The sequence below is a fragment of the Pseudomonas sp. UBA3149 genome, assembly GCF_002364655.1.
Lineage (GTDB): Bacteria > Pseudomonadota > Gammaproteobacteria > Pseudomonadales > Pseudomonadaceae > Chryseomonas > Chryseomonas luteola.
The window spans coordinates 61,233-79,594 of sequence record NZ_DEYV01000032.1 but is presented as its reverse complement, the minus strand read 5'-3'; the positions used below and the strand labels follow the sequence as shown (position 1 = coordinate 79,594).

At 54.2% G+C, this 18,362-nt stretch carries 20 protein-coding genes and 1 pseudogene; 7 read left to right on the top strand and 14 right to left on the bottom strand.

Features of this window, described 5'->3' with window-relative positions; all coding sequences use genetic code 11:
• The first annotated feature begins 16 nt into the window (after positions 1 to 16).
• Positions 17 to 247, top strand: coding sequence for a hypothetical protein (locus B3729_RS19985; RefSeq protein ID WP_010794707.1), 231 nt, complete (start codon positions 17 to 19; stop codon positions 245 to 247).
• Between the two features lie 68 nt (positions 248 to 315).
• On the opposite strand, the gene B3729_RS19980 is transcribed toward B3729_RS19985, so the two are convergent.
• Together B3729_RS19980 and B3729_RS19975 are read right to left on the bottom strand one after the other, a co-directional pair.
• Positions 316 to 528 carry a cold-shock protein gene (locus B3729_RS19980; protein ID WP_010794706.1) on the bottom strand — a complete coding sequence of 71 codons (213 nt, stop codon included), beginning with the start codon at positions 526 to 528 and terminating at the stop codon, positions 316 to 318.
• Between the two features lie 444 nt (positions 529 to 972).
• Complete coding sequence (locus B3729_RS19975; protein ID WP_286788789.1) at positions 973 to 3,408, bottom strand: membrane-bound PQQ-dependent dehydrogenase, glucose/quinate/shikimate family; 2,436 nt, start codon at positions 3,406 to 3,408, stop codon at positions 973 to 975.
• 412 nt (positions 3,409 to 3,820) lie between these two features.
• On the opposite strand from B3729_RS19975, the gene B3729_RS19970 reads away from it, so the two are divergent.
• Positions 3,821 to 4,717: a bestrophin family protein gene (locus B3729_RS19970; protein WP_010794704.1), complete on the top strand. Its 897-nt coding sequence runs from the start codon at positions 3,821 to 3,823 to the stop codon at positions 4,715 to 4,717.
• On the opposite strand, the gene B3729_RS19965 is transcribed toward B3729_RS19970, so the two are convergent.
• Complete coding sequence (locus tag B3729_RS19965; protein ID WP_010794703.1) at positions 4,677 to 5,201, bottom strand: hypothetical protein; 525 nt, start codon at positions 5,199 to 5,201, stop codon at positions 4,677 to 4,679. The genes B3729_RS19970 and B3729_RS19965 overlap by 41 nt on opposite strands.
• 225 nt (positions 5,202 to 5,426) lie before the next feature.
• On the opposite strand from B3729_RS19965, the gene B3729_RS19960 reads away from it, so the two are divergent.
• Positions 5,427 to 5,681, top strand: coding sequence for a DUF2789 domain-containing protein (locus tag B3729_RS19960; protein ID WP_286788788.1), 255 nt, complete (start codon positions 5,427 to 5,429; stop codon positions 5,679 to 5,681).
• 66 nt (positions 5,682 to 5,747) lie between these two features.
• Here the strand turns inward: B3729_RS19960 and B3729_RS19955 are convergent, their stop codons facing one another.
• Positions 5,748 to 5,984, bottom strand: a complete 237-nt coding sequence (locus B3729_RS19955) for a DUF2171 domain-containing protein (RefSeq protein WP_074824233.1) — start codon at positions 5,982 to 5,984, stop codon at positions 5,748 to 5,750.
• Positions 5,985 to 6,200: 216 nt separating this feature from the next.
• Here B3729_RS19955 and B3729_RS19950 point away from each other — a divergent pair, with 216 nt between their 5' ends.
• Complete coding sequence (locus tag B3729_RS19950) at positions 6,201 to 6,914, top strand: glutathione S-transferase N-terminal domain-containing protein (protein ID WP_286788787.1); 714 nt, start codon at positions 6,201 to 6,203, stop codon at positions 6,912 to 6,914.
• Positions 6,915 to 6,940: 26 nt separating this feature from the next.
• Here the strand turns inward: B3729_RS19950 and B3729_RS19945 are convergent, their stop codons facing one another.
• The 9 genes and pseudogenes from B3729_RS19945 to B3729_RS19905 form a co-directional block, all read right to left on the bottom strand.
• Positions 6,941 to 7,732 carry an SIR2 family protein gene (locus tag B3729_RS19945; RefSeq protein ID WP_122042331.1) on the bottom strand — a complete coding sequence of 264 codons (792 nt, stop codon included), beginning with the start codon at positions 7,730 to 7,732 and terminating at the stop codon, positions 6,941 to 6,943.
• A gap of 2 nt (positions 7,733 to 7,734) precedes the next feature.
• Positions 7,735 to 8,284: pseudogene (locus tag B3729_RS19940) on the bottom strand (non-canonical purine NTP pyrophosphatase).
• 114 nt (positions 8,285 to 8,398) lie between these two features.
• The gene (locus B3729_RS19935) at positions 8,399 to 9,136 is read right to left on the bottom strand and encodes a DUF72 domain-containing protein (protein WP_409438627.1); all 738 of its coding nucleotides are present in this window, start codon (positions 9,134 to 9,136) and stop codon (positions 8,399 to 8,401) included.
• Between the two features lie 90 nt (positions 9,137 to 9,226).
• On the bottom strand, positions 9,227 to 9,658 hold the full coding sequence (locus B3729_RS19930) for a nuclear transport factor 2 family protein (RefSeq protein WP_286788785.1): 432 nt from the start codon (positions 9,656 to 9,658) through the stop codon (positions 9,227 to 9,229).
• 227 nt (positions 9,659 to 9,885) lie between these two features.
• Positions 9,886 to 10,500: a hypothetical protein gene (locus tag B3729_RS19925; protein ID WP_074824253.1), complete on the bottom strand. Its 615-nt coding sequence runs from the start codon at positions 10,498 to 10,500 to the stop codon at positions 9,886 to 9,888.
• A 196-nt stretch (positions 10,501 to 10,696) separates the two neighbouring features.
• Positions 10,697 to 11,116 carry a GNAT family N-acetyltransferase gene (locus tag B3729_RS19920; protein WP_286788784.1) on the bottom strand — a complete coding sequence of 140 codons (420 nt, stop codon included), beginning with the start codon at positions 11,114 to 11,116 and terminating at the stop codon, positions 10,697 to 10,699.
• Between the two features lie 23 nt (positions 11,117 to 11,139).
• Positions 11,140 to 11,340: a hypothetical protein gene (locus tag B3729_RS19915; protein ID WP_286788783.1), complete on the bottom strand. Its 201-nt coding sequence runs from the start codon at positions 11,338 to 11,340 to the stop codon at positions 11,140 to 11,142.
• 98 nt (positions 11,341 to 11,438) lie between these two features.
• Complete coding sequence (locus tag B3729_RS19910; protein WP_010794692.1) at positions 11,439 to 13,034, bottom strand: ABC transporter substrate-binding protein; 1,596 nt, start codon at positions 13,032 to 13,034, stop codon at positions 11,439 to 11,441.
• Between the two features lie 102 nt (positions 13,035 to 13,136).
• The gene (locus tag B3729_RS19905) at positions 13,137 to 13,643 is read right to left on the bottom strand and encodes a GNAT family N-acetyltransferase (protein WP_122042335.1); all 507 of its coding nucleotides are present in this window, start codon (positions 13,641 to 13,643) and stop codon (positions 13,137 to 13,139) included.
• Between the two features lie 266 nt (positions 13,644 to 13,909).
• Here B3729_RS19905 and dcp point away from each other — a divergent pair, with 266 nt between their 5' ends.
• The 3 genes from dcp to B3729_RS19890 all read left to right on the top strand — a co-directional run bounded on the left by dcp (position 13,910) and on the right by B3729_RS19890 (position 17,516).
• On the top strand, positions 13,910 to 16,099 hold the full coding sequence (dcp, locus tag B3729_RS19900; protein ID WP_286788782.1) for a peptidyl-dipeptidase Dcp: 2,190 nt from the start codon (positions 13,910 to 13,912) through the stop codon (positions 16,097 to 16,099).
• A 172-nt stretch (positions 16,100 to 16,271) separates the two neighbouring features.
• Positions 16,272 to 17,108: an inositol monophosphatase family protein gene (locus B3729_RS19895; protein WP_286788781.1), complete on the top strand. Its 837-nt coding sequence runs from the start codon at positions 16,272 to 16,274 to the stop codon at positions 17,106 to 17,108.
• Between the two features lie 141 nt (positions 17,109 to 17,249).
• Positions 17,250 to 17,516 carry a hypothetical protein gene (locus B3729_RS19890; RefSeq protein WP_122044769.1) on the top strand — a complete coding sequence of 89 codons (267 nt, stop codon included), beginning with the start codon at positions 17,250 to 17,252 and terminating at the stop codon, positions 17,514 to 17,516.
• Between the two features lie 54 nt (positions 17,517 to 17,570).
• Here the strand turns inward: B3729_RS19890 and B3729_RS19885 are convergent, their stop codons facing one another.
• Positions 17,571 to 18,275, bottom strand: coding sequence for a YebC/PmpR family DNA-binding transcriptional regulator (locus B3729_RS19885; RefSeq protein ID WP_074824271.1), 705 nt, complete (start codon positions 18,273 to 18,275; stop codon positions 17,571 to 17,573).
• Positions 18,276 to 18,362 lie beyond the last annotated feature (87 nt).

The window sequence follows — 18,362 nt, the reverse complement described above, 5'->3', positions numbered from 1 at the left end:
ACGAGAGGAGAGATTAATGGGATTGCGAATCTTTGGCGATCACCGCGCCTGGGCAAGTGCGGTAGAAAGCGAAACAGGCATCGAAGCCTTTATTGCCATACAAGGGCATGGAAAGGAAGAGGAAGCGCTGCACCGAGTAGCGACAGACCGTACCTTTACGGACCTTATGGAGGCCGAGCGTGCGGCGGATGAGATTCTGCAGAAAATGACAGGTATTAGCGCAGATAGCCAACCCCTGTTTGACTAAGCCTTTGCATTTGATTCAGGCATAAAAAAAAGCCCCGTCATGGACGGGGCTTTTTCAAGGGAAGTGGATTAAACCACTTCAACCTCTTGTGCTTCCATGCCTTTCTGGCCTTTGGCAGCCACGAAAGATACAGCCTGACCTTCTTTCAGGCTCTTGAAGCCGGCAGCCTTGATCTGGCGGAAGTGAACGAACAGATCAGCACCGCCGGAGGACGGGGTGATGAAGCCAAAACCTTTCTCATCGTTGAACCACTTAACAGTACCGGTTTCGCGATTAGCCATGGTGTTTTTTACCTTTTCAAAAATTAAGTTTCGGTAAAGGGAAGTCTTGACCGAGACTGAGCACTGAGTGTAACGGAGTCGTAACGATGTTGGATCTGTATCTAAACACCATGTTGCGATTCACAGTAATGCACGGGCACAGCAGGATCATATTACGATCATATATGAGCATTTGAAAAGACCAAAAGTTCATCTAATGATCAAACCCATGATTGCAGGCTGTCCGGTCAGCGATATAGACCACTAAAAAACGTATTTATTTCCTTGAACTGGCTAAAAATTCAAAGAAAAGTACAGTGATCTATTTTTTTGAAAATGTGACGTCTGGTACAGCGAAACGACAGTTGGAAGAGAAGGGCGTAAGGCGGGGCAGTTTGAAGAGATGTCAGCTTGAAGGGTGAAGGCAGGCGGGGCTACAGATAAGCCCCGCCTGCTATCAGGCTTTTACTTCTGAGGCAGTGCAAAGGCGATTACATAGTCGCCCTGACGAGTGCCTAGAGAGCCATGCCCACCCGCATAAACCAGGATGTACTGACGTCCATCCTTGCCGGTGTAGGTCATGGGGGTTGTCTGGCCACCTGCAGGCAGGCGACCTTCCCACAGCTGCTTACCGTTACGAACATCGTAGGCACGCAGGTACTGGTCTAGCGTACCGCTCAGGAAGGCCAGGCCGCTGGATGTCATGAAAGCCCCACCCAATGCTGGAACACCCATGGGGAGCGGCATTGGAACAGGCGCACTGTCACGAACAGTGCCGTTCTTGTGCTTCCAGATGACCTGATTGGTCGTCATGTCGACAGCAGCCACATAACCCCATGGTGGTGACTGGCAAGGCAGGCCCATCGGGGACAGCAGTGCACCCATGATCACACCGTACGGTGCGCCTTTGTTTGGCTGAACGCCCTCTGTCTCACTCTTGCGAGCCGGACCGCCCTCGACGTCCTCGCGTGCGACGAGCTTGGATGTAAAGGCCATGTAGCTAGGCGAGAGGAACATCACCTGACGGATAGGATCCACGGCGACGCCACCCCAGTCGAATACACCGAAGTTGCCCGGATAAACGATCGAACCCTGCAGGGAAGGCGGCGTGTAGATGCCTTCATAGCGATGCGATTTGAACGTGATACGGCACAGCATCTGATCCAGAGGTGTCACGCCCCACATGTCCGCTTCCTTGAGTGTCTGCGGCATCATGTTGAGTTCGGACATTGGCTGCGTGGGGGAAGTATGATCGCCTTCCACTGCGCCCTGCGGAACGGGTGTTTCGTGTATGGGAACGATGGGCTGACCATTGGTGCGATCCAGCACATAGAGGCTGCCTTGCTTGGTGGATGCAATCAGGCCCGGCTTGATGCCGTCAGCCGTCTTGATATCCATCAGCGTGGGCTGCCCACCTACGTCCATGTCCCACAGGTCGTGGTGAGTGAATTGGTAATTCCAGCGTACCTTACCCGTATTGACATCCAGAGCGACAACGCCGGCGCTGTATTTCTCGGCTTCTGGCGTACGCATGCCACCGTACTGATCCGGCGTTTGGTTACCCATTGGCAGGTAGATCAGGCCCAGCTTTTCGTCCACTGACATGACGGACCATACGTTCGCAGAGTTGCGGGTGTAGGTCTGGCCTGGCTGAATCGGCTCGGTAGCTTCAGGGTTGCCACTGTCCCAATTCCAGACGAGGTGGCCGTCGTGCACGTCATAGGCACGAATAACGCCGGAAGGCTCGTCAGTAGAGGCGTTATCCGTTACATGGCCACCAATGATGACCAGGTCACGGGTAACTGACGGCGGCGAGGTGGAGTAGTAGCCACCAGCAGTGAAGCCGCCGATGTTGGCGCCCAGGTTGATGGAGCCTTTGTCGCCAAAGTCTTCGCACATTTTGCCAGTGTCGGCATTTATGGCGATCAGGCGAGTATCGGCGGTGGGCAGGAACAGACGGCGAGGGCAGGAGTTGCTGACCGGTGTAGCCTCTGCTGGGGCAGACGCTGCCTGCGCATTGTCCTGAGCATCCGCCTGTGCATAGGCGGCATCATCATGGTAGGCCACGCCACGGCAGGTCATGTGTGCCCAGCCCTTGAAGCTGTCGGCACTCTGAGTGCTCAGCTTGGGATCAAAGCGCCATAGCTCCTTGCCGGAGTCGGGGTCCAGGGCAATGACCTGGCTGTGCGGCGTACAGACGTACAGCTTTCCATTGACCTTGAGGGGCGTATTTTCAGCCGTGGTTTCCTGCGGATCGTTCGGCCCGGGAATGTCGCCGGTACGATAGGTCCAGGCGACTTCCAGCTGATTCACGTTTTCCGGGGTGATCTGATTCAGCGGGGAATATTTGTCGCCAAATGACGTACGCCCATACGACTGCCAATCGCCATCGGGCATGGTGGGGGCAGCGTTCACTGTACCTGCACTGGCACGATCCAGACTGCCCTCAATGTTATGTGGATTGGTGAATTGACTGGCGACTGCAGCAGCACCGGCCAGAACGACCGCGCCGGTCAGTGGCATGGCGCCTACTGAGCTGACACCCGACTTACGTGCCATGGGGCGACGTATCCATGGCAAAAGCAGAACGATGCCTACTACAAACCACAGTGCCAGACGTGGAACCAGTTGCCACCAGTCCAGACCGACTTCGTACAGCGCCCACAGCGTTGAGGCAAACAGAACGAGCGCAAACAATGGGAGTGCTGCACGATGGGCAAGCACGAGAAGGATACCAGTGATGAAAATACCGGCACCCGCGAGGGCGTAATAGAAGGATCCTCCTACAGTGATCAGTTTGACGCCACCTACAAGCATGGCGAGACCAATCAACACAAGGACGATGCCGACTAACGTAGAAAAAAGACGCGTTTTTGCAAACGGTCCAGTCGTTTCGTTCATGAAGGCAATACCAAATTCTTAAAATAGGATTCACCGGACTGGACCACAAGGGCCATCCGGGAGTTGCACGGTGAAGGATGTTGGAATTCTTATAACAGCAATCTTATACCGTCTGTCACCCTCTGCGCATATTCAAGTTAGGCAAAGGTGTTTTGTGGATTTGTGCAAAGGCGAAAGTGAGAGATGGTTTGAATTATTACGTATATTTGGAATTCGGCCGTGAATCGTCAAAAAACCGATCGCAATAAGTCATGTTGATCTGTCTCCATTGCCGCTGCGATCAGGAGACATGTCTCGGCTTAGGCTGACCCGGAAGAATCTTGAATCAACTTCCTAAGATGGTTTCCGTGAGCCAGGTTTCAAACACAGTGGTCATAGCGCTAGTAAGTTTTTATTTTGGAGTAGCGCTGCATTGCCAACCCTTATTCGCCGTAAGTACCGATTCCTGCATAAAACCCTTTCCTATACAGGTTGGTCGCTGTTTTGGCTGCTTATCTGGGACATTGTTGTCACCGTTGACTTCATGCTGTTCGTCGATGATCGAATGAGCCTTCCTTCGATGCCATTGACGCTGCTGGGCTCCGCCCTGGCCATGCTGGTGAGTATTCGGAACACCAGCGCTTACAACCGCTGGTGGGAAGCTCGTACATTATGGGGAGGGATGGTTAACAGCTCGCGCAACTTTGCCCGTCAGGTTCTGATTCTGGTTGATGATCCGGGCGATGCTTTAAACCCTATCAAGGAGGTGCTGTTTCGCCGCCATGTGGCCTATGTCAATGCTTTAGCCGCGCATCTCAAGAAGGCGCCGATTCCAGAGCGACTTGCAGAGTTATTGCCTGCTGAGGAAGTGGCTCGAAGCGGTGATACCAATAATTTTCCCAACGACATCCTAAGCGGCTCGGCAGCTTTGATTGCCCAGGAGTACAAGGCAGGGCGTCTGGACAGCATACGCTTGGCACGTCTTGAATCGACGATGGTGGATATTTCTAACTGGCAGGGAGGTATGGAGCGCATCGCTAATACTCCGTTGCCGTATCCTTATGTGTACTTTCCACGCCTGTTCATCTCGCTGTTCTGTTTGATCGTCCCGGTAGGGTTGGTAGAGTCGTTAGGCTGGTTTACACCTCTGGCCTCTACGGTAGTGGGCTTTATGTTGCTCGCACTCGAAAAAATCGGAACTGATTTACAAAGCCCGTTTTCCGAAAGCCAGCACCAGATACAGATGACCGATCTCTGCGCGAACATCGAGAAGAATCTTTCGTCCATGTTCAGGGAGTCGGAGAACGCTTCTGTTCGCTCCACTGAGTAGCATTGGAAGCCGGCGTTACGCCTACGGTGCGCATAACAGGCTGGCCAACGCCAGTCTGGAGCTGGCCGTGGACACCTTCATCAGCCCCTTTTTTGCTGTCTACCAATTCGGCAGGTGGGGTGTAATGAATACAGCCATACCAGATGACGATTGGAAAAAGCGCATGCAGTACAAGACGTACTGCCAGGACCCACTCAGGAAGCGCTGGAAACAGGCCCGCATGTTGCCAGGTGTAGAAGTGTACAGGCAGCATAAGGAGCGTACAGACAAAGAGAACGCTGCCCGCGTAACGACGAAGCTCTTTGAAGAGCACCGCAACCGCTACCACCATTTCCAGAATGCCGCCAAAGCAAACGATGGCAAACCGGTAGGGTACGTCGATGGGGACAAGTTTGACGAAAAAGCCGGCCATGAACAGGTGGGCGAAACCACCTACCATGAACCAAGCCACTACGAGCGCAACCGCTTGTTTTTGATAGCGCATATGCAGGCCGCCTTTTTAAGCTCTTATGACGGTATGACTACGTTTTTGTGATCTTTCTCACTCGCTCGGCTGCTTCCAGATCAAATGCATCTGCTGATGGCTTGTGATTGAACCGATGCGCTCAGCTGCCTCTCTATTGGTAAATGCTTCGTAAGCGATTAAGTGACGACACTGCATTACGTCCCAGTTTGCTACGAACTGATTTGAAAGCCTGGAGAGATGACTATGGAACTTCCTGTAAAAGATCTCACGATCTTATTCGATCAATTGGGTCTGGACTCAGATAAGGCCAGTATTGACGCGTTTGTCGCCAAGCACTATCCGCTTCCCGATGACGTCAAGATTTCCGAAGCACCTTTTTGGACGCCCAGCCAGGCGGCGTTTTTGAAAGAAGAAATCATGAACGATGCCGAGTGGGAGCCGATCGTTGATGAACTCAACGTATTGCTGCACGAGAATAAGCCGTTTCAAGCGACCTGAATGGTAGGCCTGGAAGGTAATAAAACGGTGGGTTTCGGCCCACCGTTTTGCTTTTCAGATTCCTGCTTATCCCGTCTGCCAATCCCGCTGTGCCTCTTCGCATGTTCGTGCCAAGTGGACGGTAGCGCCGTCTACGCGGGCCACCCATTCCAGAGGAATCAGGTGATATTGCCCCTGAGCATCTGGATCACTTCGCTCAAGCTTGAGTTTATTGCGATCCACAATGTCATACACCTTGCCGACGTGTTGACCATCGGAGCCTAGTACGTCCGCTTGAACAGGGATTTTATCGACATCAACCATGCAGGTTTCTCCGGCAAATAGGACAACGGGTTCTGTAGGTAATCATCCGCTATCTATTCAGAGGTTTGCCGAATGGCTAACGTTCTGAGTGAGCGACAGGAGGCATTTTTCAACTCTCCTGATGAGCGAGCAGAACTGTCCGATACCCCTTTTTTCTGACTGATGTACAGCATTGTCCAAGGCTGTGGCGAACGGACCTGATAAGGAGCAAACGTAATGATTGAACTCTATGGCATGGGTAGTCCCAATGTCCTGAAAGTGGTGCTGATGCTGGAGGAGCTGCAACTGGCTTACCGGTTCAAGCATGTACATGTCTGGAAGGGGGAACAGTTCACCGATACCTTCAAGGCACTCAATCCGAACAGCAAGGTTCCTGTGTTGATCGATCCTGACGGACCGAGCGGGGAGCCATATCGTGTGTTCGAGTCGGGTGCAATCCTGCAGTACCTTGCTGAGAAGACGGGGAAGTTTCTGCCTGCAAACGGTACGGCACGTTATGACGTCATGCAGTGGTTGATGATCCAGTTGACTGGAGTCGGCCCCATGTTCGGCCAGTATGTTCACTTTACGCGCTTCGAGCCTGAAGTCTCCCAGTACGCGCGCTCGCGCTATACCACTGAGGCGCTGCGCCTGGTTGAGCTTATCGACCAGCGTCTGGCTACTCATTCTTATCTGGGCGGCGATACCTATTCGATTGCCGATATCGCGACGTATCCCTGGATGGCCATTCTCGAGTTCCTTGGCTTACCCCATGAGCGTTATACCCATCTGACACGCTGGTTGGGCGAGATTTCAAAGCGACCTGCTGCCATTCGACTGGTCGAGATGACCAAGGAGATTCAGGCGGAAGGCGTGGCCTCGCGTTCAGAAGCCACACCGGATGACTATGACCGCATGTTCGGCCGCGGTCAGTACGCTCGCTCGTTGTAAGGGCAGGGGCATGGATGCCTGCTTCATCAGGAATCGACCAGCTCCTTGAGAAAGCACGTCAGGGCATGGCCGGGATCGTCATGGTCTGACGAAATCATGCGGATGCCCCACTGGCTCAGGATCTCTTCCTGTACCGGATTGGGCATATGGGAAAAGACATAGGAGATGGGCCTGACGCCGGAGGGCTCATACTTGCTCCACATCTTTGAAAGCTTATGGAAGAGCAGCCGGATATTGGTATCCGAAAGGCTGTAACCAATGAACAGAACGGCTTTGCTCAGTGTGTCGGCTCTCAGCTTGATATCGAGCGGCGTCTCGAATTGAAGCCGTTCGTAATAGCTTGTTTCGGCCAGCACAATCGACGAGTCATCGTCGAAATCCCCATGAAATTTGATGATCTGCCTAATGTTGTCCTGCGCCTTGGCCAGATCGCTGGCATTGGCGATCTTGATGTACTCTCGCTGATAGGCATCGTGGGCATATTCCAGCCAGCGGTCGTAATTGGTGGTGTAGATCGCTGAGAACCGGCCTTGTACGATCAGCCGATGTATTTCTGATGCCATGATATCGATATCTTTATGCCACTCCCGGTCCATCCAGCTTCTGAGCGCACCGATGTTGCCTTTCTTGATACGGTAATACTCGGCTAGTGCAAGAAAATTACCGTAGGTGTTGAAGACGTCTGGGTCATAATCCAGCTGGACGGCAACTTCTTCGATCAGTTGTTTCCAAGGCGGCAAGCCAAGGTTGGCTGACACCCCAGCCCCTACGAACAGGATCAGCCGATTGCTACGGTAAGCGTCCTTGAGGCTTTCCATTTTCAGGACTCCTCGATAAAGCTGACAAATTTTTCCAGCGCCTGCCGTCGCATGGAATACTCATGCTTGCGTGGTCCCAGCTGGGCGAAGGTTTGATCAAGGCCATCAGGCATGAACACACAGTCCCATTCAAAGCTGCTATCACCGGCCGGCTGCTCTGTGATTCGTCCAGGAACGGCGCCCTCAAAGAAGTATTTCTTGCGACCGTCACAGTAGCCGATCAGCGTCTTGGCCACGGCTGAAGGATCTTCAAGGCCGCCTATGACGGAAGAGAAGCGTTCTGCCAGTAGCTTGTCCCAGAAGAGCTGTGTAAGGCCAGCAGGGAAATCATTCAGGCTCTTGATGTAAAGCCCGGTGTGTTCAACGAATACAGGCTTCCCAACGAGGCGGAAGGCTTTGAGCAGCTTGTCGCTGATCAATTGGCACACATCCTCGGTTTGCAGTTCATCGATTTTGATCTGGTAGGGGGACAATCTCGATTCGCGTTTTGGCGAGCAGGTGAGAGACTTCTTCAATCTTTCGCGTGTTGCTGGAAATAAATCGAATTTTCATGGCTGGCCTGCAAAGGCATTACGATTCTCAGGGCGGCTCGCTACCTCTCTGATTTAGAGGGAAGTGGATAACCAAGGGTTCGCCTTCAAAAGGTCCGGCGGTCGGCATACGCCATCAGCCTGCAAGCAGACGTTGCATGTCCAGTGCGTTGGGTACGGCTGCGCCGCTGGCGGTGTTATCAAAAATGCACCATGTGGGAACGCTCCGTCCATGATGATGTGCCAAGGTCTGGGCCAGAGACGCAAGGGCATCATGGGTATAGGAGGAGTGATAGATCTGGGGCGAGCCGTGAAGGCGGTAGTAGACCACCTCCGGCGATGCACCGGGCATGTTGCCGTTCGCCAATGGAGAGGGATCGGCAGCTACTTGGCCGATTCGATAAGCCATCAGCATGGACTGGGCATCATCACGTTGCCAGCTGGCATGGCGGGGTTCAAGAACGGCGTGTCCGTTGTAGCGAGCCCTAAGATCCCCCAGAAAGTCACGGGTAAGTTCTGCCTTGAATGCCAGTGAAGGAGGAAGCTGGATCAGCAGGCAGCCCAGTTTCTCTCCCAAGTGATTGCACTCCGACAGAAAGCCGTTCAACAGTGCTCCGCTGTGAGCGAGGCGCTGAATGTGAGTGATCTGCTTGGGGACCTTTACTGCGAAGCGAAAACCCTCTGGCGTCGAGTCAGCCCATTTGGCGTAGGTCGCCGGTTGGTGAGGGCGATAGAACGATGAGTTGATTTCAACGGTATTGAAGCGGGCAGCGTAGCGCTGCAAGTGGGTGCCCTCTGCCGGAAAGTCGGGCCACTGTGAACGCGGCAGGCTCCAGCCAGCACATCCAATGTAGGGAAGTGTATTCAAGATCAGTTTTAAGCCAGTCGTGTCTGATCTGTGTTTGACTAACGGATCAGGTGATTGATTCTGCCGCTTCGTAGCGGGGAAGCGGCAGGTGCTTGGTTAGAAGCGGAAAGCCTGACGGCCGATCAACAGCCATTCTCCGTTCTGTTTTTGCCAGATCTGAAAGTTTTCAATTTCAGTAGGCGTCAACTTGCCGCTATTGATGGCTTGTGCAGAGAAATGATTGCGAACCAGGGCCACATCACCCGACATTGTGATTTTCTGGTTGAGCATTTTCAGCTCTTTGAATGCGCTTTTGCCTGTTTCGATATCCGCAATGAATGCTTTCTTATCTTGGATATTGCCGCTGGAATGGCCATAGGTAAGATTTTCGGCCGTCAGGGCATTCAGACTGGCAATATCCTTGTGCCACATGGCCTGGGTAAGCTTGTCCACGGCCTCAGCTACCGCCGTTTCATCCGAAGACGTGGCGGCCATGGCATAGCTACTGAAAAGATATAAAAAGCCAACAATCAGCTTGATGTTTCGCATGAGCATTTCCTTGTTGTTGTAAGCGATGCGGAATGAGCTGTCGCACGCGATGACTATGGATCTCGTTCAAATATGAAGGAAACACGGTAGTCATATGTCGTCGTACAACATGATGTGTTGTAGACGTTTCACGAGAGGGCGTCAATTGGCGTGTTGTTTTTGCCAACAGAGCAAGCGCTGCTTGAGCGAAAAGGTTCTCGTCAAGCAGCAAGGCAGGGTAGGGTGGCTTAGGCGTGTAGCGAAAGGAAATCTTTCCAGACAGCGGGCACGTTGTTGAGTTGCAGGTACTGAAGACGCTCGTTTTCATCCAGGCGGCTCCAGTAAGGCGTCCAGTGCTGGCTCCACCAGAACGCCAGCTCGCCTTGTAGCGTATCCATGCAACCCACATCGACCGTAGGAAATGCCTGCCAGGGAGCTGGCGGTGCAATTTTTTGTGCATGAATGGAGGCCAGTAGGGCGGGTGAGTCCGTGACCAGATTGAGCAGCACACCGCCAAATTCGGACTGCATGCGCAGCATCAGTTTTTCACCCGCCTCGTTGCGATACAGCGTCTGTTCAGGAGTGCTCGAAACGGGAGTAAAGCCCAGCTTCATCAAGGCGGCACCCAAACCCATTTTACCTTGGTGACAACTCATGACCTGGAACTGATACGCCCGGATACCAAGCCCTTCAAGGCTTTCTGCGCCTTCCTGGTCGATGTTCAGTGGCGGGTGGTCGAACAGGGGGAATTCGGTACCTAGTTGCTCAAGCTGGCGATCAATATCCTCGAAGGTGCGCTTGGAGACCAGACGCTTTAGCAAAAGGAGAAAACCGGTACCGTGGAGCTGGGGGTGCGAAGTCATGGGGCCTCCTGGCGCGCGTCTGGACTATATGGTCTTAAGACCCGAAGCCAACCGTTTTGCTTCAAGGCTGGCAAAGAAATTTCCATCTGCGCGAAACGGATAGCAGGGCGACTGTGCGGGCAAGAGGCTGCCGCAGCCGTAATATACTTCTTCAACATAGCTTTATCATGTGACCGAAACATGAATCAGAAGGCAATCACGACGGGCTGTATTCCAAGGCTATCAAGGGTTTGCTTTGCTGATAGCGCCGGAGTTTATCGCTAAGCGACTCAGGCAAGGATGCTAGTGTCTGAAATCCACTGGATTGGTAAAAAGGGACGAGTTCGGGGTGGCAGAAAAGCCAGACAGGCGATGCCGCATGGTTTACGGCATGCTCCAGCAATCTGCCACCAATACCCTGACCGCGCTCCTCGTGTGAAACGAAGAGGCCCGTCAGCCAAAAGCCCTGTTCGATGGGACTAAGGTTCAGGACACCGAGAATGCCTTGTCGCCGGGCTACCCAATAGCGCACGTCATCGCCTCTGGCGGTTCGCATGGTGCTGCCATGGACGCGATAAAACTTGTCGATAAGCGGGCGGAGTTCAGGTGAGAGGAGGCCGTACTGCAGTTCGCTCATAGCTCTTTGAGGACAAATAGCATTCAGGTATTGGGCGTATTACCGGCCAGCTGCTCCAAGGCACGCCTCACCATCGAGGCGTACTCAGTGGGGCTGAGGCCATAGAGCTCAGTAGCGACCCAGGGTAGCCAGCGTGCGCCCATTTCGTCTCGTCTGGAGAGCAGGCGCTGTGCCTCGGCAACGGCTTGTGTGGCATGTGCTTGATGAAAATCGGCTCGGCTCATGATGATCTCTTGCAGCAACCCGTCATGATAAAACCGAACCGACGTATTTACCTACCGCGAGCGACACGGCGAGCGATTAACGGCTCGCCGTATCGACATCAGTCAACGCTGACCCCAACGAAAGCGTTATGGCCCAGCGGGCTCATTACATAGCCTTGCACATTCTTGCGCATGGGCATGAACGCCGTGGAGTGGGCGATAGGGGTATTGGGGATCTGTTCCTTCATGCGCACCTGAGCCTGACGGTAAAACTCGGTCCGCTCGGCCTGATCGGAGACACGCTTGCCGTTCTTCACGAGGTCATCGTAGGTTTTGTCGCACCACATGGAGTAGTTGTTGCTGCCAATCGCATCGCAGCCATACAGCGTACCCAGCCAGTTGTCTGGATCACCATTGTCGCCTGTCCAGCCCACCAGGATGGTGTCCTGCTGGCCGCTCTTGGCGCGCTTGAGGTATTCGCCCCATTCGTACGTCACAATCTCGGCGTTAATGCCAATTTTGGCCCAGTCGTTCTGGATCATCTGGGCCATCAGGCGCGCGTTCGGGTTATACGGCCGCTGGACCGGCATAGCCCATAAGGTGATCTTTGTGCCTTCTTTGACGCCAGCTTGCTTGAGAAGCTCCTTGGCCTTGACCGGGTCGCGCGGCAGATCCTTTATCGTTTCGTTGTAGGACCACTGGCTGGGCGGCATCCCGTTAACGGCAAGCTGCCCTGCGCCCTGGAAAACGGCTTCAATGATGTTCTGCTTGTTGATCGCCATGTCGAGCGCCTGGCGGACTTCCAGCTTGTCCAGTGGCGGATGCTGAACGTTATAGCCTAGGTAGCCAATGTTATAGCCAGGGCTACTCATGACCTTCAGGTTGGGGTCTTTCTCCAGCGAGGCAATATCCGCCGGATTAGGGTAAACGCTGACGTGGCATTCGCCTGTGCGCAGCTTTTGAGCCCGCACGGCAGAATCGGTATTAATCGAGAAGATAAGGTTGTCGAGCTTGACCTGTCCCGGTTGCCAGTAATCCTTGTTGCCCTTGAAACGGATCATGGCATCTTTCTGGTAGCGACTGAAGACGAAGGGGCCGGTACCGATAGGCTTCTGGTTGATCTGTTCAGCCTTGCCCTGTTTGAGCAGCTGGTCGGCATATTCGGCTGAATGGATACCGGCAAACCGCATCGCCAAATTCTGCACAAAAGCAGCGTCGCGCTCATTTAGCATGAAGCGAACTGTATGCTCGTCCACCTTTTCAACCCGGGCGATATTCTTGTCCAGACTCATGCCAGTAAAGTAGGGGAACTCGCTGGGATAGGCCTTGCGGAACGGATGCTCTTTATCCAGCATGCGCTGAAAGGTGAACAGGACGTCATCGGCATTGAAGGGGCGGGTCGGTTTGAAATAGTCCGTCGTATGGAAGTTCACGCCCTGCCGTAGAAAGAAGGTATAGGTCTTGCCGTCTTCACTGATGTCCCAACGCTCTGCAAGGGAAGGAATGGCCTTGGTGCCGCCTCGCTCGAAATCGGCCAGTCGGTTGAACAACGTACTGGCCGCAGCATCATGATCGGTTCCCGCTGTGTACAGGCCGGGGTCAAATCCTGCTGGACTGCCTTCCGAACAGTAGACCAGGTTGCTTGCAGCCTGGGCAGATAAAACGTTGAACACGCAGCCAGCCGTGACCAACGCCGTAAAAAGCGTCTTGAACATGAGCCGTTTCCTTAAAGCGTGAGGTTCAGCGAAACGCGTACGCTACCGCGGCTCCGGAATACCGGCAGGATTTAAATGAAAGCAGATATTTCAAGGGTCACGTCAGATAAGCCGCTTGGTCAGTTTCACTTCGGTCAGGTCGACCCCACCTCTTGATAGGGTTTTATGGGCTTCTGTATGGTCGAAGCCGTGCTGTCGATAAAAAGCCATTGCTGCAAGGTTGTCCTGTAATACCCAGAGGGATACACAGCTAACAGCGGGCAACTCCAGCGAAGAGAAATAATGCCGTAACAGCGCCGTTCCGAGGCCGGTACGGTAGTGTCGTGGGGCTATGTAGATCGCATGAATTTCTCGCCTGGAGGCCTCTTCCGGCCAATCACGGTCAGGGCCGCACGCCATCCAGCCGGCTACTGACCCGCTGCGCTCAGCAACCCATATCGGAGCATTTTCCGCTTCCAGTCTTGCTTTCCAATGGGCATATCTGGACTCGTATTGGAGGTTATCCAGCACTACCTGAGGCATGATGCCTTGATAGGCGGCGCGCCAAGATTCGATATGGATCATGGCGATTGCAGAGGCATCCTCAGACGTAGCTGCTCGTACAGGCATGGCGGCTTTCCATTAGGCTGAAACGATAGGGGCAGTTCTTAAGACTAGTGCATCCCTTGGGCAGGCGATACTATCCCAAGGCCCGGCCCAGACGGGTTTCTTTGCTTATAACAAATTGCGGTCTGCGGTTTACACCGTTTTGTTCGAGTTCAATCGCCAAGACTCGCCTGCCAATTTGAAACTACGCTGTGCCCAATGTGACGCGCTATTTTGTATGACCGCGTCGTGGCTGCATGGAATAAGAAAAATAGGGAGAGTAAGCATTAATGCGTCTATCTTTGCTGTTTCTGGCTATCAGTACGTCCCTTGGCAGCTATGCCTTTGCTAACGAAACCCAGTCTGTTACTGAAGCCGGAACGACGGTACAGGAGGTCAACATGGCAGATAAGAACGGCTCGGCCCTTCAGGCGAATCCCTTTTTTCAGGTGAGTGCATTGCCCTTTCAGGCACCTCGGTTCGACCTGATCAAGGAGTCGGACTTCGAGCCCGCCATTACAGAAGGCATCCGGCAAAAGTTGGCTGAAATCGAGCAAATTGCCAACAACCCCGAGCCGCCTACTTTCGAGAATACCTACGTTGCGCTGGAAAAAGCCGGAGCCCTGCTGGACAGGGTCATGACAGTTTTTAGCGCGCTCACTGGTGCCAATACGTCCGACACGCTTCAGCGGATCAATGAAGAGCAGTCGCCCAAGCTGGCTGCACTGGGTGATGCGATCACGCTCAACAGCACATTGTTCGACCGTCTACAGACCGTTTACGACCAGCGCGAAACGCTTGATCTGACATCCGAGGACAAGCGGCTTATCGAGATTACCCATCAGCATTTCGTATTGGCAGGTGCCCGGCTGTCTGAGACTGATAAGGCCCAGCTCAAATCGCTCAACCAGGAGGCGGCAACGCTCACTACCCAGTTTGTGAATCGGCTGCTGGCTGCAGCCAAGAACGGGGCCCTGGCTGTCAGCAACAAGGATCAGCTTGAGGGACTTTCTGAGCCTGAGCTAAAGGCAGCCGAACAGGCAGCCCAGGACCGTCATCTGGACCAGCAATGGCTGCTCACTCTTCAGAACACCACGCAACAGCCTTGGCTAGCGTCTCTTGCCAACCGCGATACGCGTAAGGCCTTGCTCGATGCCTCGTGGAATCGGGCCGAGAGGGGCGATGCCAACGATACCCGCTCGCTTATCGCGCGTCTGGCCAAGGTGAGAGCCGAGCAGGCCAAGCTGCTGGGGTTCCCGGATTATGCGACCTGGAAGCTACAGGATCAGATGGCCAAGAAGCCAGAGGCTGCGCTAGGTTTCATGCGGGACATCGCGCCGGCGGCCACAGCCCGAGCCAAGCGCGAGGCGGCGGATATTCAGGCCGTTATCGACAAGCAAGGGGGCGGCTTCAAGTTGCAGGCCTGGGATTGGCCTTATTATGCGGAGCAGGTTCGCAAGGCCCGTTACGATCTGGACGAGTCACAGATTCGCCCGTATTTCGAGCTTAATAATGTGCTCCAGAATGGGGTGTTTTACGCAGCGCAGGCGCTCTACGGCATTACGTTCAAGGAGCGGACGGACATTCCGGTGTATCAGTCGGATGTGAAGGTTTATGAGGTGTTCGACAAGGATGGCTCTTCAATGGCCTTGTTCTACACCGATTTCTTCGCTCGGGATAACAAGAGTGGCGGTGCCTGGATGGGTAACTTCGTCGATCAGTCCCGGCTGCTGGGCACCAAGCCGGTTGTTTATAACGTCTGCAATTTCACCAAGCCTGCTCCAGGCCAGCCGGCGCTGCTTTCATGGGACGATGTCATAACCTTGTTTCATGAGTTCGGTCATGCCCTGCACGGCATGTTCGCCGACCAGATGTACGGCAGTATTTCGGGCGCCAATACGCCGAGCGATTTCGTCGAATTTCCTTCGCAAATCAACGAGCACTGGGCGGAAGACCCCAAGGTGTTCGCCAACTATGCCAAGCACTACGCAACCGGCAAGCCCATGCCTGCCGAGTTGGTCGAGAAGATCAAGAACGCGTCTCGCTTCAACAAGGGCTATGACATGACCGAGCTCCTGGCCGCTGCGCTACTCGACATGCACTGGCACATGATCGCAGCTGAAGCGCCTCAGCAAGACGTTGACGCATTTGAAAAGGCTGCGCTGGAGAAGGACCGCATAAACCTCAGTTATGTGCCGCCTCGCTACCGATCCAGCTATTTCATGCATATCTGGGGCAATGGCTATGCGGCAGGATATTACGCTTATCTGTGGACACAGATGCTGGCCGATGATGGCTTCGAGTGGTTCAGAGAACACGGCGGCCTTACTCCTGAAAACGGCCAACGCTTCCGCGACATGGTTCTTTCCCGTGGCAACAGCACCGATCTAGAGCAGGTCTACCGGGACTGGCGGGGCCATGAACCGGATATCGAGCCCATGCTGATCAACCGCGGCCTGAAAGGTGATAGCCAGGGTTGAGCTTGCCTTATACGTAGATGGGCCTGGAAGGTCCGTCTTGCTGCCAGCATTCATGGCCTAGGCTTAAAGTGCATCTTTTTATCCTATGCCGAGCCGCGCAGTATTTGTCACAGTGGAGCGCTTAGATTAGGCACTCCCAATTATTGCACCATGTTTTTGAAAAGGACCCGTCATGACCACGACTGTTACCGGCGCCAGCGCACCGGATAGCCTCGATATCGATTCACGCTATGAGGCCGCCAAGGCTATCGCACAGGAAGCGGCACGCCTGGGCATGGACTTCTATGCGCGCCGTTCGAGCCTGACGGTAATGCACAAAGGCGGTAACCTGCAGGATGTCGTCAGTGTTGCCGACAAGACACTGGAGGACTTCATCCGGGCGCAGCTTTCGGAGCGTTTTCCGGAGGATGGCTTTATCGGCGAGGAAAACGGTACTGCAGCATTGGATGCGCGCTGCATCTGGGTCATCGACCCCATCGACGGAACCAGCTGTTTCGTAAACGGCTTGCACAGCTGGTGTGTATCCATCGGGCTCATGATTGACGGTGAGCCCTATCTAGGCGCTATCGTCGATCCGAACCATCAGGAACTCTTTCATGCCTGCCTGGGCCAGGGCGCGTTCGTCAATGATATCCCGCTCAAGGCCCATGCTGCCCAACACGTTCGTGAAGGAGTCGTAGGGGTAGGTACAACGCACCGCCGTGGCAAGGAAAACTTCATTCCTTTCCTGACCGGTCTGTTGGACGAGGGTGGGATGTTTATCCGCAACGGCTCCGGGGCGTTGATGACGGCTTATGTGGCCGCGGGTCGGTTGATTGGCTATTACGAGACGCTTATCAACAGCTGGGATTGCCTGGCAGGCCTTGTCATGGTCAAGGAAGCCGGTGGTCGGTCGAGTGACTTCTTCCGTGGCGAAGGGCTGCTGGAAGGGAATCCGCTTCTGGTCGCTGCGCCCGGAGTATATGAGCAGCTAGCAGGCTTGATAGGGCCCTCGTTGGACAGTAACTAAGCCTTTTGTGCTTTTCTGCGCTTGGCGGTCATGGCGGTACAGGGTTGTGTCGCCGTTCATCTATCCTTTGAGACAAGACTTGTACGAAGCGGGCATACCTGTGCGAACCTGACGATGCCATTCGAAAGCGAGGATCAGACCATGAGTACCATGCAATGTACCTACCGCGATCATGTCATTACGGCTGAAATCATGGAGCATCCAGGCAGTCCTTTACCCTGGGCAGGCGGTTGCCGGATAAGCGACCTGCACGGGCATGTAACCCGGCGCATGCCGCTTCCGGTCAGTCATGCCTTCCTGGCCGAACTGGATCAGGCCCAGAGAGCGTCCATTGCTCACGGCAAATGGCTAGTTGACCAATGCCTGGACCATGGGCGAATGCTGTTTGATCAGCCCAAGGCTGCCTGATACGTATCTCACAGGGCGAAGGGCAAGAATTGCTTTTCGCCCTGGTTGCATGGCTTAACCTGCCAGACCTACATAAACGTTCTGCACGTCATCGTGGGCATCCAGGGCTTCCAGAAAGGCTTCTACTTCTTCCATTTCAGCATCGCTCAAGCCGGTGACCGGGTTTTTTGGGCGATAACCTAGATTGGCTGACTGTACTGTAAAACCAAGGGTTGGCAGCGCCTTGCAGACAGCGTCCATATCGGTAGCGTCGCTTATAAAGAGGGTGGCGTCATCCTCACCCGCCTCGAAATCCTGAGCGCCTGCTTCGATCGCGGCCAGCTCCGGATCAGCTTCTGGCGTATCGGGCGTTGCCTCGATCATGCCTACATAATCGAAATCCCACGCTACCGAGCCGGACGCGCCAAGCTGGCCCTTGCGAAACAGTACGCGAATCTCGGCGACAGTACGGTTCACGTTATCGGTCAGGCATTCCACAATGACTGGCACACGATGGGGAGTAAAACCTTCATAGGTGGTGCGCTCATAGTTGACCGCTTCGCCCAAAAGACCTGCGCCTTTCTTGATGGCGCGCTCCAGTGTTTCGCGAGGCATGGAGGCCTTTTTGGCCTGCTCGACGACCAGACGCAGGCGAGGATTCATGTCTGGGTCCGGGCCGGAGCGCGCAGCGATCATGATCTCTTTCGACAGTTTGCCAAAGATCTTGCCCTTGGCATTGGCTGCGGCTTCTTTATGTTTGGCTTTCCACTGTGCGCCCATAGTTGTCTCTTCAAGAGGGAATAAAGGCGCAAATTCTAGTCCATACCGAGGGTTTGAGCGGAGCTAAATGATCAGCTGTGTGCCATG